At 69.5% G+C, this 22,170-nt stretch carries 22 protein-coding genes and 2 pseudogenes; 11 read left to right on the forward strand and 13 right to left on the reverse strand.

Translation table 11 applies throughout. From position 1 onward, the window contains the following. Window positions 1-204: 204 nt before the first annotated feature. Window positions 205-1,110, reverse strand: coding sequence for an MBL fold metallo-hydrolase (locus ACIPSA_RS27745; protein WP_402639129.1), 906 nt, complete (start codon window positions 1,108-1,110; stop codon window positions 205-207). Between the two features lie 830 nt (window positions 1,111-1,940). Next, the gene (locus ACIPSA_RS27750) at window positions 1,941-2,882 is read right to left on the reverse strand and encodes a D-2-hydroxyacid dehydrogenase family protein (protein ID WP_402639131.1); all 942 of its coding nucleotides are present in this window, start codon (window positions 2,880-2,882) and stop codon (window positions 1,941-1,943) included. A gap of 206 nt (window positions 2,883-3,088) precedes the next feature. On the opposite strand from ACIPSA_RS27750, the gene ACIPSA_RS27755 reads away from it, so the two are divergent. Further along, window positions 3,089-3,313, forward strand: a complete 225-nt coding sequence (locus ACIPSA_RS27755) for a hypothetical protein (protein ID WP_402639133.1) — start codon at window positions 3,089-3,091, stop codon at window positions 3,311-3,313. A 22-nt stretch (window positions 3,314-3,335) separates the two neighbouring features. Here ACIPSA_RS27755 and ACIPSA_RS27760 read toward each other — a convergent pair whose 3' ends face one another. Both ACIPSA_RS27760 and ACIPSA_RS27765 read right to left on the reverse strand, forming a co-directional pair. Then, on the reverse strand, window positions 3,336-4,445 hold the full coding sequence (locus ACIPSA_RS27760; RefSeq protein WP_402639135.1) for an alkene reductase: 1,110 nt from the start codon (window positions 4,443-4,445) through the stop codon (window positions 3,336-3,338). A 250-nt stretch (window positions 4,446-4,695) separates the two neighbouring features. Then, window positions 4,696-5,247, reverse strand: coding sequence for a TetR/AcrR family transcriptional regulator (locus ACIPSA_RS27765; protein ID WP_402639137.1), 552 nt, complete (start codon window positions 5,245-5,247; stop codon window positions 4,696-4,698). Between the two features lie 137 nt (window positions 5,248-5,384). On the opposite strand from ACIPSA_RS27765, the gene ACIPSA_RS27770 reads away from it, so the two are divergent. The 3 genes and pseudogenes from ACIPSA_RS27770 to ACIPSA_RS27780 all read left to right on the forward strand — a co-directional run. Further along, complete coding sequence (locus ACIPSA_RS27770) at window positions 5,385-6,650, forward strand: MFS transporter (protein ID WP_402639139.1); 1,266 nt, start codon at window positions 5,385-5,387, stop codon at window positions 6,648-6,650. A 110-nt stretch (window positions 6,651-6,760) separates the two neighbouring features. Beyond that, entirely contained in the window at window positions 6,761-7,630 is an 870-nt protein-coding gene (locus tag ACIPSA_RS27775; protein ID WP_402639141.1) for an aldo/keto reductase, read from the forward strand. A gap of 133 nt (window positions 7,631-7,763) precedes the next feature. Then, a pseudogene (locus ACIPSA_RS27780) lies at window positions 7,764-8,180 on the forward strand (oxidoreductase); the annotation flags it as partial. 692 nt (window positions 8,181-8,872) lie between these two features. On the opposite strand, the gene ACIPSA_RS27785 reads toward ACIPSA_RS27780, so the two are convergent. Next, the gene (locus tag ACIPSA_RS27785) at window positions 8,873-9,526 is read right to left on the reverse strand and encodes a TOPRIM nucleotidyl transferase/hydrolase domain-containing protein (protein WP_402639143.1); all 654 of its coding nucleotides are present in this window, start codon (window positions 9,524-9,526) and stop codon (window positions 8,873-8,875) included. 475 nt (window positions 9,527-10,001) lie between these two features. On the opposite strand from ACIPSA_RS27785, the gene ACIPSA_RS27790 reads away from it, so the two are divergent. After that, entirely contained in the window at window positions 10,002-10,265 is a 264-nt protein-coding gene (locus ACIPSA_RS27790) for a hypothetical protein (RefSeq protein WP_402639145.1), read from the forward strand. Next, the gene (locus ACIPSA_RS27795) at window positions 10,253-10,924 is read left to right on the forward strand and encodes a hypothetical protein (RefSeq protein ID WP_402639147.1); all 672 of its coding nucleotides are present in this window, start codon (window positions 10,253-10,255) and stop codon (window positions 10,922-10,924) included. The genes ACIPSA_RS27790 and ACIPSA_RS27795 overlap by 13 nt, the downstream gene beginning before the upstream one ends. On the opposite strand, the gene ACIPSA_RS27800 is transcribed toward ACIPSA_RS27795, so the two are convergent. The 4 genes and pseudogenes from ACIPSA_RS27800 to ACIPSA_RS27815 all read right to left on the reverse strand — a co-directional run. Beyond that, window positions 10,857-11,396, reverse strand: a complete 540-nt coding sequence (locus tag ACIPSA_RS27800) for a GNAT family N-acetyltransferase (protein WP_402639149.1) — start codon at window positions 11,394-11,396, stop codon at window positions 10,857-10,859. The two genes, ACIPSA_RS27795 and ACIPSA_RS27800, sit on opposite strands and share 68 nt — an antisense overlap. Window positions 11,397-11,495: 99 nt before the next feature. After that, window positions 11,496-12,104: a GDSL-type esterase/lipase family protein gene (locus ACIPSA_RS27805; protein ID WP_402639151.1), complete on the reverse strand. Its 609-nt coding sequence runs from the start codon at window positions 12,102-12,104 to the stop codon at window positions 11,496-11,498. Between the two features lie 300 nt (window positions 12,105-12,404). Next, window positions 12,405-13,925 (reverse strand): FAD-dependent oxidoreductase, encoded by a 1,521-nt coding sequence (locus ACIPSA_RS27810; protein ID WP_402639153.1) that lies wholly within the window; start codon window positions 13,923-13,925, stop codon window positions 12,405-12,407. A 59-nt stretch (window positions 13,926-13,984) separates the two neighbouring features. Then, a pseudogene (locus ACIPSA_RS27815) lies at window positions 13,985-14,422 on the reverse strand (FAD-dependent monooxygenase); the annotation flags it as partial. Window positions 14,423-14,931: 509 nt separating this feature from the next. Here ACIPSA_RS27815 and ACIPSA_RS27820 point away from each other — a divergent pair. Further along, window positions 14,932-18,102 carry a BTAD domain-containing putative transcriptional regulator gene (locus ACIPSA_RS27820; protein ID WP_402639156.1) on the forward strand — a complete coding sequence of 1,057 codons (3,171 nt, stop codon included), beginning with the start codon at window positions 14,932-14,934 and terminating at the stop codon, window positions 18,100-18,102. On the opposite strand, the gene ACIPSA_RS27825 is transcribed toward ACIPSA_RS27820, so the two are convergent. Next, a complete protein-coding gene (locus ACIPSA_RS27825; protein WP_402639158.1) occupies window positions 18,084-18,242 on the reverse strand; it encodes a hypothetical protein in 159 nt (52 codons plus the stop codon). The two genes, ACIPSA_RS27820 and ACIPSA_RS27825, sit on opposite strands and share 19 nt — an antisense overlap. 358 nt (window positions 18,243-18,600) lie before the next feature. Here ACIPSA_RS27825 and ACIPSA_RS27830 point away from each other — a divergent pair, with 358 nt between their 5' ends. Further along, a complete protein-coding gene (locus ACIPSA_RS27830) occupies window positions 18,601-19,539 on the forward strand; it encodes an Ig-like domain-containing protein (protein ID WP_402639160.1) in 939 nt (312 codons plus the stop codon). Window positions 19,540-19,597: 58 nt separating this feature from the next. Here ACIPSA_RS27830 and ACIPSA_RS27835 read toward each other — a convergent pair whose 3' ends face one another. Further along, the gene (locus tag ACIPSA_RS27835) at window positions 19,598-19,744 is read right to left on the reverse strand and encodes a hypothetical protein (RefSeq protein WP_402639162.1); all 147 of its coding nucleotides are present in this window, start codon (window positions 19,742-19,744) and stop codon (window positions 19,598-19,600) included. A 301-nt stretch (window positions 19,745-20,045) separates the two neighbouring features. On the opposite strand from ACIPSA_RS27835, the gene ACIPSA_RS27840 reads away from it, so the two are divergent. Both ACIPSA_RS27840 and ACIPSA_RS27845 read left to right on the forward strand, forming a co-directional pair. Beyond that, on the forward strand, window positions 20,046-20,186 hold the full coding sequence (locus ACIPSA_RS27840; RefSeq protein ID WP_402639164.1) for a hypothetical protein: 141 nt from the start codon (window positions 20,046-20,048) through the stop codon (window positions 20,184-20,186). Between the two features lie 38 nt (window positions 20,187-20,224). Further along, the gene (locus ACIPSA_RS27845; RefSeq protein ID WP_402639166.1) at window positions 20,225-20,461 is read left to right on the forward strand and encodes a hypothetical protein; all 237 of its coding nucleotides are present in this window, start codon (window positions 20,225-20,227) and stop codon (window positions 20,459-20,461) included. Between the two features lie 137 nt (window positions 20,462-20,598). Here the strand turns inward: ACIPSA_RS27845 and ACIPSA_RS27850 are convergent, their stop codons facing one another. Both ACIPSA_RS27850 and ACIPSA_RS27855 read right to left on the reverse strand, forming a co-directional pair. Continuing rightward, window positions 20,599-20,811: a hypothetical protein gene (locus tag ACIPSA_RS27850; RefSeq protein WP_402639168.1), complete on the reverse strand. Its 213-nt coding sequence runs from the start codon at window positions 20,809-20,811 to the stop codon at window positions 20,599-20,601. A gap of 69 nt (window positions 20,812-20,880) precedes the next feature. Then, window positions 20,881-21,066, reverse strand: coding sequence for a hypothetical protein (locus ACIPSA_RS27855; RefSeq protein WP_402639170.1), 186 nt, complete (start codon window positions 21,064-21,066; stop codon window positions 20,881-20,883). A 479-nt stretch (window positions 21,067-21,545) separates the two neighbouring features. Here ACIPSA_RS27855 and ACIPSA_RS27860 point away from each other — a divergent pair, with 479 nt between their 5' ends. Next, complete coding sequence (locus ACIPSA_RS27860; RefSeq protein WP_402639172.1) at window positions 21,546-21,884, forward strand: hypothetical protein; 339 nt, start codon at window positions 21,546-21,548, stop codon at window positions 21,882-21,884. The last annotated feature ends 286 nt before the right edge of the window (window positions 21,885-22,170 follow it).

The raw sequence follows: 22,170 nt of genomic DNA on the forward strand, positions 1-22,170 counted from the left end.
CAGCTCTCGCAGACGGGGCTCACGGAGGCCTGTCAGACGCCGCCCTGCAGCCCGTGGCGCCCGGCACCCCGCGGTCGGCGCCGGTCGACCCGGTCGGGTTGGAACTTCTCGACGGAACCTCCGTTCGCTCTGCGGCGGAGCACGGTGTGCGGCCGGCTCGGCACAAGGCCAACACACCGCGCCCGACCATTGAGGGGCCCGCTGCTAGTCGATGAAGACGCTCCATGCGGTGGCGTTGAGGTTGTCGGGGAGGAAGATGTCGGTGCCTGCCAGGCGCTTGTCCCAGGAGGGCATCAGCTCGGCCGCGCGGGCGACGACCGCGTCCATCCAGACCTTGATCTCCGCCTGCTTGTTGTTCGCCGGCACCTTGGCGGCTGCCGAGGCTTCCTTCATGTCGACCGTCCGCAGGGCTTCGGAGGCAGAGGTGCGCAGGTCGTGTATGAACTCCCGGTTCGTGGCGACGTCCTCGGGGGTGCCGGGCAGGGCCATGTGGCCGGTCACGATGGTGTCGAAGTCGTACTCCAGCAGCTGGTCCATGGCGTCGAAGTACGCGGGTACGTGCGCGGAGAAGTACAGGCGGAAGAACGGCGCGCTCTTCGGTGTGAAACTGTCCATGGCTCCCATGAGCTTCTGCTCGGGCAGGTGGATGAACAGGTTGCCGGCCTGGTGCCAGTCCCCTGTGTAGTCGAGGGCGAACCGCACCCCGTCGATGTCGATTTCCTTGTGCCGGCCCTTGAAGGTCTCGGTGGGCAGGGGGCGCCGGTCGTCCTTGGACTCCTTGATGAAGTCGCCGGTGATCTCGTGGGCGATGATCTTCAGGCCGTTCCGGTTCACCAGGTGGGCCGCGCCGATGTGGTCGGCGTGCGCGTGGCTGTAGATGAGGTGGGTGACGGGCTTCGGGGTGACCTCCTCGATGGCCGCCAGCAGTTTGTCGCCCAGGAACGGTGAGGCGTCCACCAGTACGACACCGTTCTTCGTGACCACGAACATCGTGTTGATCATTCCCTGGGTGACGAAGTAGGCGCCGCCGCCCAGGTCCTTGATGGCATATCCGGACTCCGGGATGTCCGGACCCAGGGCGAAGTCGGGTACAGGCGCGAACTGGGTCATGGTGATCTCCTTTGTGTGGCCCGTCCGGTGGACGGTGGAACCGCAGTGGTTTCTGATGTGATTCGGGTGCCCGTGAGGGGTCTGGTGTGTGAGGGGGTTCATGCCGGCCGACGTGAGGACCGTCTCGGGCCTGGCCTGGCCTGGCCTGCGACGGTTGCGGGTCGGCGTCGGGGCGACCGTTTTCTTCTGCGGCCCCGGTAGGAAGGGGGCCGGCCTCATCGCCGCAGAAGCGTCAGCCTTGACTACCAGCATTGCGTTCGTCGGGTGTGTGCGGACCGCCCATGCGGGCCCTGCTGAACCCAGGTCTGGCTGGTCCACCCTCACCGGCCCGTCACGACGCCGCGCGGACACGCTGTCGGGCGGCGGTTGTGCCGCGGGTTGGTTCGATCACCGGCATTGCCCGGTCACGCGCGTCCCACGCAGGACGTCAGCGGCTTCCGCGGACAGTGCGTGGCTGGTGTCCATCGGGGGTTTCTGCCGCTGCGGGCGGGTGCGCGGTCGAACAGGGGCGTGCTTGCGCCGTGGGGTACTGGGACGCCAGAAGGCCGAGACGGCGCATGCGGAGTGCCTCGCGCGAGTACGTCGCGAACGTGGCTTCGGTCAAGGACACGGGAATGGTGAGCCGTTGTCCGGTGGCTGCTGCCATGTCCCAGGCAGGAAGGGCGAATTCGGCCATGAGGATCGCGCCGAGCGCCGCAGAGGGTATGAGCGGTCCGCCGATGCTGGAGCAGGGCCCACTCGAACTCCCGCGGCCCGGCGGGGAGAAGCACCATGTCCGCGAATCGGCCGGCCCGGATCCGGTGCCGCGCGGGTGCCCACGTCCCTTGTCGTCAGGTCAACGTTCGCAGGGCAGAGCCTGCGGCCCAAGCTGTGATGTCTTCGACCGCGTCCTGGTAGAAGACTTCGTACAGGTCCCGGCTCACATATCCGATGTGGGGTGTCACCACGGCATTGGGCAGAGAACGCAGGGGGTGGTCGGCAGGCAATGGTTCGCGATCGAAGACATCCAGTGCCGCACCTGCGATCCTCTCCTCATTCAGGGCGTCCAGGAGTGCAGCCTCATCGATCACAGGCCCACGTGATGTGTTGACCAGGATTGCAGTGGGCTTCATCAAGCGCAGTTCACGCTCGCCGACCAGCCCGCGTGTCCGGTCACTGAGCACGACGTGGATGCTCAGTACATCCGAGCGGGCGAACAACTCGTCGCGTGAAACGTACGTTACTCCCTTGGCCTGAGCCTCCTCCGGTCTGAGATTCTGGCTCCAGGCGATGGTCTCCATGCCGAAGGCCTTGCCGATCTCCGCCACACGGGTACCCAGCCGGCCCAGGCCCAGGACCCCCAGAGTGGCGTCGTGCAGGCTCGTGCCCAGCCCCACCTGCCAGCCGCCGCGGCGTACCGACTCGGCGTTCTGAGGGATCAGACGTGCTGCTGAGATGATCAGTCCCCACGTGAGCTCAACCGTCGGATACGAGAAGTACCCTGTGCCGCAGACGGTGATGTCCAGCTGCCGCGCGGCATCGATATCGATCGCCGCGTTGCCGGGCCCCGTGGTGACGAGCAAGGCCAGCTTTGGCAGTTGGCTCAGTGTCGACGCCGGAAAGGGTGTCCTTTCCCGCATCGCCACGACCACGTCGTAATCGGCCAAAGCCGCTACGACTGCCGCCCCGTCGTCGAACGGCTCGTTGAAGACATCTACTTGAGCGTGCAGCGAACCCCAGTCCGCCAGGCTGAGGGCAACATTCTGATAATCGTCAAGAATTGCGACCTTCATGGTCAGTCACCAGCTCTCGTCATCGGCATTTCAGGCCGTCATGGTCATCAGGCGGAGTCGCGCTGACGGCACGCTTCCGCCACTGATCCACCAGAGCGCCCTCAACGGCTTCCGCCTCCTGCGGAAGACCGCGCGAGCGGCATGCCGCACAGCGTGCGGCCCGCTGGGTCAGATCGAGCGCTACTTTCCTGATCTCATCGTTCAGCATGCGCGTTCTGCCGCCCATCGGCGGCCCGGTGGCCGATGCGCCGGAGATCGCCTCGGTACGGCGAGCGACCGGCGTAGGTCTGGAGCACCGCTCTGCGGCCGGTTGGGAGGCCGACGGCCAGACCCGTGGCCTTGGTCATGCGGGTGCCTTGGTCACGAGGGACGCAGGTATCGTGCTGGGCGCCCGCCTGCGCCGGGTGTCGGGCCGGGTCTCCGGCCTTTGAGGCCGCCCGGCTCGACACCTGGTCATCTCTCCTGCAGCGGGTAGTCGGTGTAGCCGGCGGCGTCCGGGCCGTAGAAGAGGTCGTGCCTCGGTTCCGTGAGCGGCGCGTGGGAGGCGAACCGGGCCGGCAGATCCGGGTTGGAGATGAACGCCTGCCCGTAGGCGACCAGATCCGCCAGGTCGTCGGCCAGAATTGTGTTGCCCCGGTGCTGGTCGAACCCGACGTTCGCGATGATGGTGCCCTGATAGACCTTGCGGAAGTGCCGGAACATCTCATCACCGGCCAGGTCCTCCAGCGGTCCCCCTGCGGGGTCGGTCATCATCCCCATGAGCAGCAGATGCGACAGGTCGTAGTCGTTGAGCCGGCCGAGCACGTACTCGCTCTCGGCCAGCGCCTCGCTCCCGGAGACGAATTCTCCCGTCTCCGACCAGGCGGGCCCGGCCTTCACGCCAAGGCGGCGCAGGTCGACGTACTCGCCGACGGCTTCGATGATCTCGAAGAGGAAGCGGGCGCGGTTCTCGACCGAGCCGCCGTAGACGTCTGTGCGCAGGTTGGTACGGGGGTTCAGGAACTGGCTGATCAGGTAGTTGAAGCCTGCCTGGAGCTGTACGCCGTCGAACCCCGCTTTCATGGCGTTGCGAGCCGCCGTCGCGAAGTCGGCGACCGTCTGCCGGATGTCGTGCGCCGACATCGCCGAGGGCTCCACGGTGGGCTTGCGGCCCGTCGCCGTCGGGGCCAGCAGCCCCGGATTGACAGCCGAGGGCGCAAGAGGCGGCCGGCCCTCGAAGAAGTCGGGGTGCGAGGCGGATCCGGTGTGCCACAGCTGGGCGAAGATGACACCCCCTGCGCGGTGGACCGCGTCCGTCACCTGCTTCCAGCGCGCGACCTGCTCGTCCGTGAACAGCCCCGGCACGTCGTGCCAGCCGACCGCGTCACGGCTGATCCATACGCCCTCGGAGATGATCAGGCCGGCCGATGCCCGCTGAGCGTAGTACCGGGCGTGAAGATCGCTGGGCAGCAGGTCACGGTTGCGGGCGCGTGCTCGCGTCAACGGGGCCATGACCATGCGGTTCGCCAGAGGAACGTCCTGCATCCGGTACGGCTGAAGCAGGGGCTGCGTCGAACTCGTCACTTGAGTCTCCTGGTGTAAGGCGAAGCCCAGCGATCCGCGGGAAGGGCGCCGGGTCGCATTCCAGGCGGCATCATCCGCCACCTAATGCACAGATTTGCGCTTTAGAGTGAGCTTAGCAGCTCCTCGCCTTAACGCAAACTTCTGGGCTTCAAGCTCCGGGGCGGTTCGTCGGTGGCTCCTCCGGGGGTGCCGAGATCGGCTGTGGGCCGGGTGGTTCGCGACCGGTGTGGAGTGGGTGGTGAGGCGGGGGTCAGGAGTCCTGGTTGCAGAGATCGTCGACGTAGGTGCGCGCGTCGACCTTGGACAGTGTCCAGGGGAGGAAGATCACCCGGTAGATGATGGGGGCCACCACGCGATCGATGACGTCGTCGCCGCTGAAGGTGCTGCCGGGCCGGGCGGCGAAGGTGGCTGCCTCCGTCCGTCGGTCGCGCAGGCAGTCCGCCTCGCTCTCGCCTGCCGTGGCGGCTCCGCCCCGCAGGATGGCGGCGTTCACCGGGATGCTGTAGTGGCTGATCAGCTCCTGAGCCCACGCGGTCAGGTCGGCCCGCAGTTCTCCGGTGTCGGGGAGGTCGCGCTCGGGGTCGAGTCGGTAGGTCGCCAGGTCGTTGATCATGGTGCGCGCGTCGTCCCATCGCCGGTAGATGCTCGAGTGATTCACTCCGGCGCGCTCCGCGACCATCGGGATGGTGATGGCGTCACTGCCTCGTTCGGCTATGAGCTCCTCGACGGCCTTCCTGATGGCCGCCAGTACTGCGGCGCTGCGGCCGCCGGTGCGCCGTCGCGGGGAGGATTCGGTAACCATGGGCCCACGGTAACGCACGGGGCTTTGCGTTAAGCCTTCCGCAGGTCTATGCTGCCCCTAAAGCACAAATCCTGGCCTTAGGGGGCTTTGAAGTGTTCCGCCTCGTCGAATCAAGGATTGACCGCAGCCCGGTCCATATGAGCCCTGAGCCTGCCCCCGCCCGGAGGCTGCTTGCGCCTTCCGCGGCGTTCGCCGGGTCGGCCGCCGTGCTCGCGGCGCTCTATGTGGCCGCAGGCGCGCCCACTCCGCTGCTGGTCGTCTTCGAGCAGCAGTGGCACTTTCCCGCCTGGGTGTTGACGGTTGCCTTCGCTTCCTACGCGCTCGGCCTGCTGGCGGCCCTCCTGGTCGCCGGATCCCTGTCCGACCACATCGGACGTCGGCCCGTCCTGGTCGGGTCGCTCCTGGTGGAGCTCGGGGCGATGCTCCTGTTCGTCTTCGCCCCGGACATCGGCTGGGTCGTTGCAGCGCGCACCATCCAGGGCATCGCCACCGGTGCGGCAACGAGCGCCTTCTCCGCCTCGGTCGTGGAACACGCCCCGGAACACCGCAAGAAGCTGGGCACGATCATCACCAGCATCGCTCCGGCCGGGGGACTGGGCCTGGGAGCCCTGCTCACCGGTACAGCGGTCCAGTTCAGCAGCCACGCGACGGTGATCGTGTTCACGGCCCTCGCAGTGATCATGGCCGTCGGCACAGGGGTCGCCGCCTACTCCGCGGAGACCGCTGCCAAGCGTTCCGGCGCGGTGCGTTCCCTCATTCCCCGCGTCTCTGTCCCTCAGACCGCACGCCGTGAGTTCGTGGCAAGCATTCCTGTTCACATGGCCGCGTGGATGCTGGCCGGCCTGTTCATGGGGCTCGTGCCCACCATCATCCGGGACCTGCTGGGCCTGCACAGCGGTCTGCTGAACGGCGCGACTGCCTTCATCCAACCTGCCGCGGCCGCCGTGGCCGGCCTCTTCCTCGGCCGTCTGACTCCACGCGGCACCGTCTTCATCGGCGGTACGGGCGTACTGCTCGGCACCGCGGTGAACATGGCCGGTGTCGCGACCGGAACACTCCCTCTGCTGTGGCTGGGCGGACTCATCGGCGGCGTGGGCGTCGGTGCCTCCTTCTCCGGCGCCATCCGCACCGTCGCCCCGCTCGTACAGCCCCACCAGAGGGCCGGACTCTTCGCAGCCGTCTACCTGGTCGCCTACCTGAGCTTCGGAGTACCGGCGCTCATCGCAGGGCTTTTGATCGCCCCGCTCGGCCTGCTGAACACCGTCCTCGGCTACGGCGTCGCCGTCATCGCCGCCGCCACCGTCGGACTGCTCACGCAGTACCGCATCCACACGGACCGCCGACCCGCCCTTCGCCGAGCAGAGGACACGAAAGTGATCGCGACATCCCGCTCCCGGTCCTGAGCAGGGCCGCCCATGAGCACCGACCGTCCCCCTCGGGGCTATCGGTCCGTGCCATACCCGCTGGTCCTCACCACGTTCAGACGCCAACCCGAGAGCAAGGAGTACAGACCATGGCACAGGAATCCTCGCGTCCTGCCGACGCTTCCGGAGTCTTCCGGCTCGGCGGCGACCTGTCGGTCAACCGGCTCGGATTCGGAACAATGCAGCTGACAGGCCCCGGTGTGTGGGGTCCACCGAAGGATCCCCAGGAGGCCGTGCGCGTGCTGCGCCGGGCCGTCGAGCTGGGCGTGAACTTCATTGACACCGCGGACTCCTACGGCCCGTTCGTCAGCGAGCAGCTCATCCGCAAGGCACTGCACCCCTACCCGGCGGGGCTGGTGATCGCCACCAAGGGCGGGCTGTCCCGCTCGGGCCCGGGTGACTGGCGGCCCCTGGGCCGGCCCGAATACCTCCGGCAGCAGACCGAACTGAGCCTGCGCCACCTGGGCGTGGAGCGCATCGACCTCTACCAGCTGCACCGCATCGACCCCCAGGTACCGCCGGCCGACCAGATCGGCGAGCTGCGCCTGCTGCAGAAGGAAGGCAAGATCGGCCACATCGGCCTGTCGGAGGTGACGGTCCCGCAGATCAAGGAAGCGCGGACCGTCGCGGACATCGTCTCCGTGCAGAACCTGTACAACCTCGCCAACCGCCAGGCCGAGGACGTACTGCACTACGCCGAGCGGGAGAACCTGGCCTTCATCCCCTGGTTCCCCATGGCCACCGGCCGGCTGGCACGACCGGGCGGCCCGCTGGACACGCTCGCCAGGACATACGGCGCGACCCCATCCCAGCTGGCTCTGGCCTGGCTGCTGCATCGCTCACCGGTGATGCTCCCCATTCCCGGCACCTCCCGCCTGACTCATGTCGAGGAGAACGCCCAGGCCGCACAGATCACCCTGAGCGACGCCGAGTTCCAGGCACTCAGCCAGGCCGTGTAAGTGGCGGCCCGGCCGGCCTGGCGCGCTCCTTCCCGGTGGCGCCAGGCCATGAACGATCCATACGCGGAGATCCACAGCACGAGTAGACGATTCGTCTCAGCGAGGAGCAGACGAGGCACTCCGCACATCGCTCGGTCTCCACGACGCACTCGCGGCGGCCGGCAACGCGCGGATCGTGTCGTTGAGTTCCCGCGGCCACCACGCCTCGCCCGTCGAGTTCGACGACATCAACTTCACCTCCCGCCCCTACGACCCGTGGCTCGCCTACGGGCAGTCGAAGACCGCCAACGTTCTCTTCGCCGCCGGAGCGACCAGCCGCTGGGCTGCTGACGGGATCACCGCCAATGCCGTCCACCCCGGCGTGATCATGTCGACGAACCTGTCGCGCTACATGGATCCGGAGCAGGCCGCACAGCTGCGTGCCCTTGAGGCGGCCGGGGAGTTCGGCTCGATCCAGGGCGCGCCGTTCCGGTTCAAGACGATCGCCCAGGGCGCCGCGACGAGCGTGCTGGTCGCGACCTCTCCCCAGTTGGAGGGCATCGGCGGCCGCCCGCGCAAGGTTGTCCGAGGTTTCGCCGGACGTGGGCGCGCTCCGCGTCCGCCCGTCCTGCTCAGGCAAGCCACTGGGGCCCGCTCGATCCGCGGGGTACCAGGACCGGGGTGGGCAATCGGTTCGGGCAGTGGGTGCTCTTCGTCGCTGCCGGACTTCGCGGCGCGGTGCGTGCGCGGGGCGAGGGGCGTCGGGCCGCGCTGCGGCGTTGGAGGGGACGCGCGCCCGCTCCCTTTACGCGCGAAGTTGCGTGGGGCCGGCGATCTCGGCGAGCCGGAGCTTGGTCTCGTCAGGGCTGTCAGACGCGGCGGTCGTGATCACGATTTTGAGCTCGGAGTCGCCGTCGGTCAGCACATCGCAGTCCAGAGTGACCGGCCCGACTGCTGGGTGTTCGAGGGTGGGGCAAGTGCGTCGCTGCGCCGCCGCAGGCGACCTCCCGCAGCGACGAGCAGTTCTGCTTCCTCGTCCGGCCTGGGGCGTCGCGCTCCGGGCCGCAGTCGATGTCGGACAGTTCCTCAACGCCGGGCGCGGGTCGCCATGGGAGCAGGCCAGGCTGCTGGCCTCAGGCACCGGACACCGACGGCTCGACAGGGGACCAGCGACGCCGGTCCTCCGATGCTCGGGCAGGGCCGCACGCCGGCACGGCGACGGTGTTGGCGTCTGCGTTGGCGTTGGTGTTGGCGTCGGCCGTGTCAGACATGCGTGAGGAGGCGCTCCAACGGCCGGGGAACACGCTCCAGGTGCAGGTGCGCGACCAGCGCCTGCGCGTACAGCGCCTTGCGACCGCTGTGGGTGCCCATGAAGCGCCGCAGCTGGTGTTCCACGGGCCGTTCCCGCTGTGCCGGCTGGCCCTGAAAGGTGCGGAAGGGGCGCATCTCGCCCTGGGCCTCGATCACCTGCTGCACGCCCTCGGCCCCGACAGCGCGGATCAGCTCGTCCTCCAGGTCGGCGACGCACACGTGGAACCCGAACGTCTCCAGTTTGGCGTGCGTGAGACCGGGCCCGAGCCCGACCCGCTCAAGATGACGCCGGAAGTGCCGCTCCTCGCCGATGTCGCAGAGACCGGCCAGCGGCAGGTCGAGCCCCTGAGGGCCACATACGTCCAGGAAACGCCCGATGCTCATCGCACCCCCGAGCGGTACTACCGCGACGCCTTCTGCACCGAGGTCGCGACCGTAGCGTGTGGCCAGTGCTTCGAGCGCTACCTGATCACTGCCTCCCTCGACGAGCACGACCGTCCGCACACCGCCGGCAAGCTCCCGCGCCACCGCGGCGGCCACACCCGCCTCCGCTCCGCCGGCCGCCCACGCGACCAGCGCCAGGCGGAATCGCCTTGACATGTCCATGAGACCTCGCTTCCCGACGCCATCCTGGCACGGCCGAGATCCAGTACGCACGCACGTTTTCCGGGGGACGATGACTCAAGAAATCGGAGGAGGTGCGGCTTCGGATGAGCGATCAGGTTCGAGTGATCTGATCCGAGGGGGAAGCACCGGCACATCGACACTTTCGGCGACGGCACTCCGCCGCTCTGACACACACATGGGCAGGGTTCGGAAACCGTCGTCCCTCCCGCTCCACGGGCAGCCGCCGCAGTCGGGATGATCACGGTAGAGGCTGGCTTGGCGGTAAATCCGTTACTACAGTGCATCTTGACGCTCCGTCAGACAACAGCAGATGCCACCGTCTCCGTCCACGCCGCCGCCCTGCGCGGCGCGGAGCGACTCACCACCACCCGGCAGGGCCGCTCGATTCGCCACGATCCGGCCGCTTGGGAGGACCGGGGAAGACGGCGGGCGGATCGCACCGCTGGACCGGCGGGTGTTCGCCGTCGCGGGCACGGTGGTGGTGGGCGGGCTGACCGCGCGGGAGTTCGGCGGCGCGCGGCGGGCGCAACTGCTCGCGGCGATCGCGATCCACCTCGCGGCGATCTTCGGGACCGTTCTGCTGGCCGCGGCGCTGCTCGGCCCGGCCCGCCGGACCTCGGCCGACCGCCGACTGCTCGCGGGCGCGGTGATCGCCGTGCTGCTGATGCTGCCCGACCTGTGGTGGAGGCGCGGCACGGCTGGGCCATGTTCCCGATGACGCGGGCGCTGAACGGGGAGCACGGAGGTGCGGGGAACATCGTCACCTGGATCGTGGGGCAGCTCGGTATGTCCTGCCTGACGATGACGATGACGATGACGATGACGATGACGGTGCTGTGGGCGCCGGGCCTGCGGTTCCTGTGGCGGTCCGGCCGGCCGCTGTGGCGGTGCCTGGTGACCGCGTACGCCGTGCTGTTCGTGCTGTTCGCGGTGACGACCGGAGTGCAGGTGTACTACCTGGGCGGGCTGTACGTGCGCCTGCTGGCGGCAGGCGCGGTGGGACTCGACGGGTGGCTGCACTCGCGCCCGGAGCGGTTGCGCGGCCTGATGATCGGGACCGCCGTTTCGGCCGCGCTGTCCGCCGTGATCGTGCTGCCGGTGCTGCCGCCTGCTGACGTGGCCTGGACGTACGGCACCAGCCCGATCTCGGGGGAGACCCTCGGCCGGCCCCAACCGGTCGGCACGGTGCGGCAGGTATGGACCGGACTCCCGGCCGGGCAGCGCGCGAACGCGGTTCGTCGTAGCTGTACGAAAACAGGGCCGACTAAGAGGGGGCATCCGCAGCCGACAAGCGATCCGGCCGAGAACGTCAAATCCTCGTACTGCGGGCGATTCGGTACAGCACGTTCGGGCGCAGTGGCCCTTCGGGCGCGGTGAGGTCGTCGAAGTCGTCGGCCGGGTCCCGGGTCATGCCGATCCGGCGCATCACAGCCTGTGAACGGAGGTTGGTGGCTGTTGTCACAGCGAGGACCTCGAGAAGCTCAAGCGTGTCGAAGCCGTAGGCCAGTGCTGCCAGCGCGGCCTCGGTGGCGTAGCCCTGGCCCCAGGCCGATCGGGTGAGCCTCCAGCCGATCTCCACTCCGGTGAACGGCATGCCGTCATCCACCTGGTCCAAGCCCGCGAAGCCGATGAACTCGCCTGTGGCCCGCACCTCGACCGCCCACCACCCGTAGCCTCGCCGGTCGAAGTCGGCCTGGAACCATGCCACAGAGGCATCGCTCTGTTCACGGGTGAGTACGTCGCCCAAGTGCTCACGAACCTCGGGATCGGCGTTCATCGCCGCCCATGGTTCAAGGTCGGAGTCACGCCATCTACGCAGGGTGAGGCGGTCGGTATGCAGTTCAGCCATGCTGCCCAGCCAACGCGAGCCTTCCCTCTGAGGCAATCCCTTTTTGCTTCTTCGGAACTCCTCACGATCGCCGGTGTCGCGGGCGATCGCGAGGCCCGGTCACGCGACCAGGCGCAGCCAGGCCGCCGCGAGTGCGGCGTGACCGGCCGGTGTCGGGTGTACGCCGTCCGCAGCCCAGTACTCCGGCCCGGTCGTCGCGGCGAGCTCGGCGAACAGGCCGTCGGCGGCGAGCAGGTGCGCACCGTACTTGCGGGCGAGCTCGCGCACGACCTGGATCTTCGGGTCCAGGTCGGCCCGCCACTGCTTCCGGACCTCTTCGCCGAAGTGCGTGTCGCCGACCTCCACACGGCCGCGAATCGGCAGGAGGAACGGCTCGATGAGGATCAGACCCTCCTCGGGGATCACGTAACCGTCCGGGGCGTACGTGTGCCAGCCGACGTCGTTCATGCCGACGAGGATCGACACCACGTCCGGGCGCGCGTCCAGCACGTCCGCCTGCCATCGGGCTTCGAGGTCCATGACCTTGCTGCCCGCGATCCCGGAGTTCAGCCAGGTCACTGCCCGGTCCGGGTGCCGGAGTCCCCACTCGCCCGCAACGCGCAGCGGGTAGCCGAATCCGAGACGCTGTTCGCTCTCCAGCCGTTGGCAGTCGGTGATCGAATCGCCGGTGAACATCACGGTGCTTCCCGGTCGGAGGGTGATTGTCATGTGTGCTCCTGAAACTCGGTTGAGGAGAGTAAGTCCCCATCGGATGTGTGCGTCGACTTTCTGGCGGCTGATGATCCCGCTGTGGAACCTTTGGCTGCTTCCCTTCATGCGGAACACGAAGCTGCCCAAGACCGGTCGGAGGCACGGGGCGTGGAAAGCCCGCACCGGCTGCGCCGACGATGCGGAGAACGCTCCCCTTCGGCACGAGGGCGAGCGGGACCGGTTGCATCCATGGCTGCTCACGATTTCCTTCGCGTCCTTGCAGCGCCCACAGGAACGGAAGGGAACGAGGTGGCTGCTTCAGATTTCCGTGCCACCCAACCAATGCCTGGCGGCCTGCTCGAACGCTTCACGGTCGGGGTCGCGATCACCTGCCCAGGCGACTATGCCGTCAGGCCGGACGAGCACGGCACCCAATCCGATGTCGTTTCGCGCCGCCCCGGCCGCATACCGGATCCGGCTTTCCCAGCCCGTCGCTGAACCATGCAGGGATCGGTCGATGCTGAAATCGAGCGCGACGCCTCGTCCGTCCTGCATCATGTCGCCGAGACGAGTGCCGTCCCGAAGACGAAGGTCCGGGGCGTTGCGGCCGACCAGCGGGTGCTCGCTGCCGAGGTCGTAGCGGATCGACGATCCCGACGTCCTTTCGAACACGTAGGTCGTTCCGTCACGGGTCCCGAGCAGATCGCGAATCAATGCTTGGATCGCCTGGGAATGCGGGTCCGGCCTCATGGCCGCCGCCTGGGCGCGCGACCAGTCGAGCACTCCTGCGCCGATCGGATGGCGCTCACGGGTGTAGGTGTCGAGAAGCCCGTCCGGCGTGTACCCGCGCACGGTCGCCGCGAGCTTCCATCCCAGGTTCATGGCGTCGCCCAGGCCGAGGTTGAGTCCCTGCCCGCCAAGGGGGGAGTGGATGTGAGCGGCGTCGCCTGCGAGTAGGACGCGCCCCTGCCGGTAGGTCGTCGTCTGCATCGCGCGATCGGTGAAGCTCGACGCGAGATGGACGTCGCTCAGCGTCACGTCGGTGCCGGATATACGGCGCAGGACTGCCTGGAGATGGTCGCGAGTCGGCTGCTGCGAGCGGTCGAACGCGCCGCCGTCGAAGTCCATCATGCCGACGTACCCTTCCGCGGGTGTCCGCAGGTACATGCCCGTCGGTGTCAGATTGAACCCGGGGCGCAGTTTCTCGGGATCGGCGATGGTGGCGAGCACGGCGTAGCCGGTGAACTGTGGCTCGGTGCCGACGAAGTCGAAGTCCGCGAGCCCGCGCACCGTGCTGCGGCCGCCGTCGCAGCCGACGAGCCAGCGTGCCGCGTACTCGTCCTCGCCGGCGTGCGCGACCACGGTCTCACCGTCCTGGGCGATGGCAGAGACCGTGACGCCGCGCCTGATCTCCACGCCGAGCTTGGATGCCTGTTCGGACAGCACCGTCTCGACCGCTTCGAGGTTGGTCATCACGCCTTTCAGCGCCGGGCTGGGAAGCCGGAACGGCAGGGCGGCGACGTCGACGTTGGCCGGATCGAGCATCATGCCGGCGAAGTGGCCCACGCTGCGAGGCGGTGACGGCTCGTCCGCGTCGCGGTTCGCGTCGGGATCGTCGTGGACGCCCGAGGCCGTCAGCCGCGGGTGTAGCAGCCCGCGGCGGTAGAACGCCTCGACCGACGCGGCGGTCAGGCCCCGCATCCCGAGCGGGTTCGCCTTCCACGGGGAGCGGGGCTTCGGCTCCCGCTCGAGCACCAGGACGGAGCAGCCTGCGAGGCCGAGCTCGCAGGCGAGGAACAGACCGACCGGCCCAGCGCCCACGACTACTACGTCATGCATGAGAACTCCTCTTTCCGAAGGGCTGTGAGAACGTTTGACTTGGTGCGCGAAACCGAGGTGGGTGCGATCGTCGACCCGTCGCCCATCGCTTTCGCGGCGGCAGAGTGCCGGGTGTCGACGTCGTACAGGTAGGTCTCGACGAACGACGTGCCGGCGTACTCGGGTGTGGCGGTGGAGAGCAGCGGCCGGACCTATGACCACGCGTCGTCCGCGCCATCGGCGCCATCCGCGCCGTCCGCGCCGACCAGCAGGCTGGCGACGGCGGTGCCGCCGTCGGCGAACGTCACCTCGTCGCGACGCTCGCCGACGGCACGGGTGCTGCTGACCTTGCGCCCCAACCGGACCGTGCCGACCCGCAGCGAGTCGATCAGCATCCGACGCAGCTCGCCGCGCTGCACCTCGGGGCGTCCGCCCGTGCAGTCGTCGGCTTTGTCCATCAGGACGGTCCCGTCCCGGTCGAGGACCCGCATCGTCTGACGGCCCTCCGGGACGAGTCCACCGAGTCCGGCGCCGATGATCGTGACAGGAATGCTCATGGTGGTGGCTCCTTCGGGATCGAGGTCGCCCGGTGAACTCCGGTCGGCCTCTGGAATGTCAGGCACTCGAAGACTCACGCGGGCCGCTCACACAGGGCACACGCGGCGCTGACAGCGGCACACATGGCGCTGACACTCCCGTACTGCAACGCGTCAGTGCCGCGTTCGCGCACCCGGCAGGCGTCACATGGTGGCGCGCGTTCCGGTACGGGCGGGGACGCCGGCTTCCTGCCGGACCGATCACGGCAGCATGCCGGTGACGATGCGCCAACGAGAGCCTGGGGCTGTCTTTGACGGAGGTGGCGCCCCTGAACAGAGGGGAAAAGCCGGCGCACTGCACTGATTTGGGGACTCAAGGGTGCGCGCGCGAAGATCGGGGGATGGACGGGGATACGCGGCTTCGCATCACGCTGCTCGGCGCCTTACAAGCGTCTCGCGATGACGACGCGTTGCCCGTTCCGGGTACGCGTTTGCAGGGGCTGCTCGTCCGGCTGGCGCTCGCCGGCGGTCGCGCGGTCGCACAGGGCGTCCTGGTCGACGCGATCTGGGCCGAGGACCCGCCGGCCGGCCCCGCCCACGCCTTGCAGGCCCTCGTGTCGCGGCTGCGCCGGACCCTCGGCTCGGCCGGCGACGTCGTGCAGGTCGCGGGCGGCTACCGGCTGGACGTGGACGCGGCCGACGTGGACGTGCTGCGGTTCGAGCAGCTTGCCGCCGCCGGCCGTGACCGCCTGCGCGCCGGTGACCCGAATGCCGCGGCGGCCGTGCTCGGCGAGGCCGTGGCGCTGTGGGGCGAACACCCCGGCGCCGAGCCCACGGCCGTCGCCGCGGTGGCGCCCGCCGTCGCGACCCGGCTGGCCTACGCCTCGGTCGAGGCCGTAGCCGACCTCGCCGACGCCGAGCTGTCCCTGGGCCGTGCCGACGCGGCCGCCGCCCGCCTGACCGCGCTGCTCGCCGAGCAGCCGGTCCACGAGCGGGCGGCCGCGCTGCTCATGGACGCGCTCGCCGCCCAGGGGCGCCAGGCCGAGGCCCTGGCCGTGTACGAGCGGGTCCGCGAAACCCTGGCCGAGGGCCTCGGCACCGACCCGGGCGCCGCCGTGCGCGAGCGCCACCTGCGCCTGCTGCGCGCCGAGCGGCCCGCCCCGGCCGCCGACGCCGCGCAGACCGGGCCGACCAACCTGCCCGCGCCGCTGACCAGCTTCATCGGGCGCGACGACGACCTAGCCCGGATCGACATGCTGCTCGCCGCCGGGCGCCTGGTCACCGTGCTCGGTCCTGGCGGTGCCGGCAAGACCCGGCTCGCCGTCGAGGCCGCCCGCAGCCACCGTCACGAGTACCGCGACGGCGTCCGGATGATCGACCTCGCCTCGGTCACCGAGCCGACCAAGGTCGGCGCGGCCCTGCTGGCCGGGATCGGGCTGCGCGGCGGCGTGATGTTCGAGGCCCGGGCGCGGGCCGAGGTCGACGAGCTGGACGTACTCGTCGACCAGCTCGGCGGCCGGGAGAGCCTGCTGCTCGTCGACAACTGCGAGCACCTGATCGACGCCGTGGCCCACCTGGTCGCGGCACTGCTTTCTCGCTGCTCCGGGCTGCGCGTGCTCGCCACCAGCCGCGAACCCCTCGCGGTCGACGGCGAGGCGCTCGTGCCGCTCGGCCCGCTCGCGCTGCCCGGCCCGGACGACGGCGTCGAGCAGGCTCGGCGGGCGGCGTCGGTACGCCTGTTCACCGAGCGGGCCGCGGCCGTGCGCCCGGGCTTCGAGGTCGACGAGACGACGCTGCCCGAGGTCCGGCAGGTGGTCCGCAGCCTGGACGGGATGCCGCTGGCCCTCGAACTGGCCGCGGCCCGGCTGCGGACGCTGTCGCTGCCCGAGCTGGCCGACGGGCTGTCCGACCGGTTCCGGCTGCTCACCACAGGCAGCCGCACCGCGCTGCCCCGGCACCGTACGCTGCGCGCGGTCATCGCCTGGAGCTGGGACCTGCTGAGCGAGCACGAGCGTACGGTCGCCGAACGCGTCTCCATCCTGCCCGGCGGCGTCACGCCGGCCGCGGCCACCGCGGTCTGCGCCGGCAACGCGGTGCCGGCCGCCGAAATCCCCGAGCTGCTCGCGGGCCTGGTCGACCGGTCGCTGTTGCAGCTCGCGCCCGATCCGGGCCGCTACCGCATGCTGGAGACGCTGCGCGAGTACGGCACCGACCGCCTCGCCGATACAGGCGACCTCGGCACCGTCCGCGACCTGGCCGCCGACTACTTCGCCGAGCTGATGGCCCGTTACGACCCGCAGCTGCGCGGCCCCGGTCAGCTGGCGGCCATGCGAGTCATCAGCGCCGAGTACGACAACACGCTCGCCGCCCTGCGCAGGCGATGCGACACCGGCGACGCCCCCGGCGCGGTCGCTCTCGCCCTGAACCTGACCTGGTACTGGCAGATGTCCGGCCGACACTCCAACGCGGCCTACTGGCTGGGCGAGGCACTGGCGGTGCCCGGCGGCGAGCCGACACCCGACCGCGACTGCGCCCGCGCGATCTACCTGCTCAACCAGGTCCACACCCGGCCAGCGACGACCGCCGAGGAGGCCTCGGACGACCAGGCCGAGATACGCGATCTGGCCGACCGGCTCCTCGCGTACCCGGAACTGCCCGGGCCGTACGGCGCGCTCACCATGCTCCCGCTCGCGTTCCTTCAGGGGGAGAAGACCACGCCCGCGATCATCGAGCACCTGGCCGACGGCGACGACGTGTGGCTGTCCGGGCTGGCCCGCATGTTCCGGGCCGAGTTCGCCGAGAACGCGGGCGAGCTCGACAGGATGCGCACCGACGTGGAGGCGGCCCTGGCCTGTTTCCGGCAGGCCGGCGACCGCTGGGGCCAGGCCAACGTGCTGCCGTTGCGCGCCCAGCTGCGGCAGTACGACGACGACCTCGACGGCGCACTGTCCGACCTGCGCGAGGCCCGGTCGCTGGCAGGCGAGTTCGGCTCGTCGAGCGTCGGCGACGAGGTGCTGAGCGACCTGCGCTGGATCGACCTGCACCTGCGGCGCGGCGATACCGACCTGGTGATCGCGATGGTCGACTCGGCCCGGGAGCGGGCGCTGCGCGCGGACTCGCCGGAGATGCTGTTCCTGGTCGACGCGTGGGAGGCCGTCTTCCGGGTGCGGCTCGGCGACCTGGACCGGGCGCGCGAACTGCTCGACAGAGCCGAACGGGGTCTGCACGGCGACACCCGGTTCCCCGGTGACCACGCGCGGACGCTGGCCGGCAGCGCACGGGCCTCGCTCTGCCTGGAGGCGGGCGACCCGGCCGGTGCGGGGAAGGCGCTGGCGAAGGCGTACGCGGCGGCGCTTCGGACCCGGGACCTGCCGATCCTGGCGCTGGTGACGGTAAACGCGGCCGCACTCGCCGAGGCGCACGGGCGGTATCACAAGGCCGCCGTCCTGCTCGGCGCCGCCTCCCGGCTGCGCGGCGCTCACGACCGCAGCGATCGGCAGGTTCGCGACCTCACCCGCCGGGGGCGGGCCGCGCTGGGCGAGGAAGCCTTCGCCGCGGCGTACGGGAAGGGTTGGGAGATGGACGGGCAGATGGCCGTGACCGAAGTCGACCCGGCCTGGCTGTCCCGGGAACTCAGGACGGCTCACCCCGATCCCGAGTGATCTGGCAGATCCCGAGTGATCCGGCCGGGCGTGTCGAAGCGCGCCATCGGTACGCCCACCGGATCGCCCGGCTGCTTCTCGAACGTCTCCGGCTCGGCCAGCCGCCTCACCCCGAAGCCCAGCTCGACGACCTGCGGCACTTGCTGCGGCCGTAACGTGGGCCGGCTCCGGTCAACACGGCCGTACGGTCGTCGGCGGGGTCCGTCCCCCACGCATGCCGCCGCCGACACGCAGGCCCGCTCAGACGCGCCGACGGCGGGCGCGCGGCGCCGACTCCATCGCTGTGAAGGTGGGAGGCGGCGATGTGGCGTCCCTCAGCGTCCCCGATCCGGCGGTGCACACCGAGTTTTGGGACACGCTTTACACGACGCATGCAACTGCGGCCACCTCCTCGCTGTCTGACACGAAGTCGGGCCCGTCAGGGCCGAGGAGCGAGAGAGCGGGGCAGGCGTGGGACGGCGCAAGGGCAGCATAGGGATCGCACTTGTCACGGGTGCCATGTTGGTGGGTACGAGTGCCTGCGGCGGGGGCGGCAGTGACAAGGCGAGCGGGGACGACGCAAAGCCGTCGGGCAAGCCGAGTGCGAGCTCCTCTCCGTCACCGACGAAGCCCGCGGGCCCGCCGATGCTGCTGGAGACGATCACCCCGCAGACGGGAACCACGGTCGGCGTGGCCATGCCGATCTCGGTGGTCTTCACGAACCCGGTGGCGGCAAAGGCACGGGCCGCGGTGGAGAAGCACATGAAGGTGAGCACCTCGCAGCCGGTGGCCGGCGCCTGGCACTGGTTCGGTGACAGGCGCGCCGACTGGCGACCGAAGGCGTACTGGCCCTCCGGTACGACAGTGAAGATCGACGCTGACATGAAGGGCGTCAGCAACGGCAACGGACGCTACGGCGTGCGCGCCTACACGCACACCTTCAAGGTCGGCGACGACGTGCGCGCGGATGTCTCGGTGACTGGCCACACCATGAAGGTGACCCGCAACGGCACGGCGGTCCGCACCCTGTCGATCAATGCGGGCAGCCCCCAGTATCCGACGTGGAACGGCACGATGGCCGTCATCGACAAGCAGGAGAAGGTCCACATGACCTCCTGCAGCGTTGGCATCAGCTGCGACAAGGGCAGCCCCAACTACTACGACCTGACGCTGCCCTGGGACGTCCACCTGACCCAGTCCGGCACGTACGTGCACTTCTCGACCGGCGACCCCAATCCGGGCAGCGGCAGCGCCCGTGGCTCGCACGGCTGCGTCCACCTGTCCATGTCGGACGCCAAGTGGTTCTACGGCCAGGTCAAGCAGGGCGACCCCGTCACCATCACCGGCTCGACCCGTGCCAAGGCCTCGGCCGACAACGGCTACGCCGACTTCAACCTGGGATGGGACGAGTGGCTCGCGGGCAGCGGATCCGGGGAGGGGACGACCGGAACGCTGTGATGCGCTGCGGTGGCGGCGCCGGTCAGCACTCGATGATGTTGACCGCGAGGCCACCGTCCTACTCGCTCTTGGGGCTGATCGGAAACGGTCGGCCCTTCGGCACACCCCACTCGTCCAACCGCTGGCCGAGGTCAGCGAACAGGGCACCGAACTCCGGCGTGAGTGCGGCCGCCTCGCGTGGCCACGCCTGCTCGAATCCGCTCACTCCGCCGCATCTTCGCGGCCCCTGACGACGTCGTCGAGGCAGCCGGTCAGTTCGTGCGTGATGGTCGCGTGCCTCAACACATGTGAACTGGCGGCTCGGTGCGGCCGGGCCGACTCCGGCCTCACGGGCCGGTTCGCGCAGTGACAGTTCCCGGGTTCCCTTCTCGCGTACGGTCGCTCGGCGAGGGTCGGCATGGCGGGCGCGGGCGCGGTCTTCGCCCTGTGCAGTGCGATAGCTTCGGGACTCTCCTCCGCGGTGTCGCACTACGTGGAAACACGCTGGAGTGCTGGGGTACGCGACCATGAAGTTCCCGAAGAGCAGTGCCGGAAAAACCTTCCTGCGTGAGGCGAGGCCGTTCATCGCCAAGGCCGCGGAGACGGTCGAGACGAAGGTCGCCAACAAGGTCAGCCTGCATCTCCACCTCTCCGGACTGGTGAACTGATCACCAATGTGACCAAGTCGAGGCTGGGCCAGGAAGCCATGGAAAACCCAGAGAAGACGGCGACGCGGGACCGGGAGAAGCGGGGTTTCTCGCTGCTGCGCTTCACCCTCATGCTCTTCGCCATCGCGATCGCGCACTTCGCGACCGCCGTCACCTTCGGCCACTCCGTCATGAGCGCGCTGGGCACCCTGGCCGAGGACACGGTCATGTTTGCCGTGGTCGTCTCGGCGATCGCCTACGTCGGGTCCCGGCTGCGGCGGAGGGGGCAGAAATAAAGGGTTCCGGCTGGGGATGCGTCGGGGTGCTGGCGGCGTTGCTCGCTTTCAACGCCCTGACACGCCTCTTCGACGTACTGGTCTTCGGCCCCAGCTGGTCGTAGTTCGGCCAGCACGTCGCCTTCATGGCGGTGTGTCTACTGATCGCCGTGCTCATCGTTGTGCTTCGGCAGCGCGCCGCGCCCGGCCGTCGGCACAGCGGCGGACCCGGGGGAGAGAGGGCACGGCAGGGCCATCGGCGGGCGCGCCGCCGCGGTAGGGTCCTCGCCCCGGTCGACCAGTACGTCGACCGCGACGTCATCGCCGAACAGATTGCCCGCGCGGAACAGCAACGCCGCGCCCTGTCCCACTTCCTCGGAGGCCGGGGCGCCGTGGGCGGAGCGTCTTCCTGGCGCCGGACCGGGACCTGGGCGGCCTTGTCATGACGGTCGTGCGTTACCGCCGCCACCACTCTGCTGCTCCGGGACGCTCTTGCGCGCGTCCCGCTGCCGGCGTGCACGGGCGACCTGTTCGTGGATCAGGCCGGTGAACACCGCGTCCGGGTCGTCGTGCGGCCCGGCGATGAAGCCGACGAGCGTGGCTATCTGGGAGGTCAGAACCGTCACCAGGTCAGCGCTTCGTATGGGCCCGCGGGCGAGGATCAGAGCACAGGCCTCGTCTCTTCGCCGGAGGGGAACTGCGGGCGCCACTGACCCAACTGGGGAGCCTGAGTCGCGACGCCTCAGGTAACTGCGCGGCTCCTCCAAGCGGCAGAGGGACGGGGCAGGAGATGCCTACCGACCACCACGGGCCCACCGAGCATCCGGTGTCGTAGGGCGCAGCGCATCCGGGCAGACAGCCCTTGCGTCCTCACTGTCCCACTGACGCGAGGGGGAGGGTGGCATGGCGGGCAGCGGCCGGCAACCGGCGACGACGGTACGACTGGCCGGGCGGCGGCCGAGACCTGGCCGGGTCCGCCCTCCGGGTCCGAGCCCGGACCCGGAGGGCGGCGGGGCTCCGGCGGTGGTGGCGCCGCATCGACTGGGGCAGGGCCGGAACCATCACGGCGGTCGTCGCCGCTCTCGCGGGACTGCTGCTCACGGGCGTGTCCACGCTTTACGACTCGCTCGTCTCGCAGGGCGAGCTGGAGCAGGCGCACCAGGCGGCCTTTCAGGAAACCTGTGCCCGGGCCCTGCGCGTGTCCTACTGGACGGAATACCTGACCCCGTTCGTCAAGCGCTTACACATCATCAACAGTTCGCCGGATCCCGTGTCGGAAGCCGATCTACTCCTGTGGCCCGCGGAAGGGCTCTCCCGTTTGCCGGACGACTGGACCGTGAAGAGCGTGGGCGATGGCGACGGCCCCTTGGGGATCACGGGCGTCACCGAGGGCACGCCCGGCGTCCTGTCGGTGAAACAGGCCCCGTCCTGCGGAGACGGCTGACGTCCTTGCATGCCCCCGCCGTTACGAGGGCATGCCGACGTGACTTGGGTCGGACGTGTCAGCTGTCTCTGGGGAAGGCGGCACGAGTTCGGCGCCGGGCCGGTGGCGGGCGGCTTGTTCGGCGGCGCGGTCAGAGACCGGGCAGGTGATCACGCAGTGTGTCCCGGTGTAGCACCTTCGGCCGACGGACCTGGGTTTCGGTGCCCTGCGATGCGCAGTGTGACGTCTTCGGCCTCGGCGTAGGCGGACACGTCGGCCACGGTGCGCAGGCGCAGGCGCCGGCCTG

This window comes from Streptomyces sp. NPDC086549 (assembly GCF_044746205.1).
GTDB lineage: Bacteria > Actinomycetota > Actinomycetes > Streptomycetales > Streptomycetaceae > Streptomyces.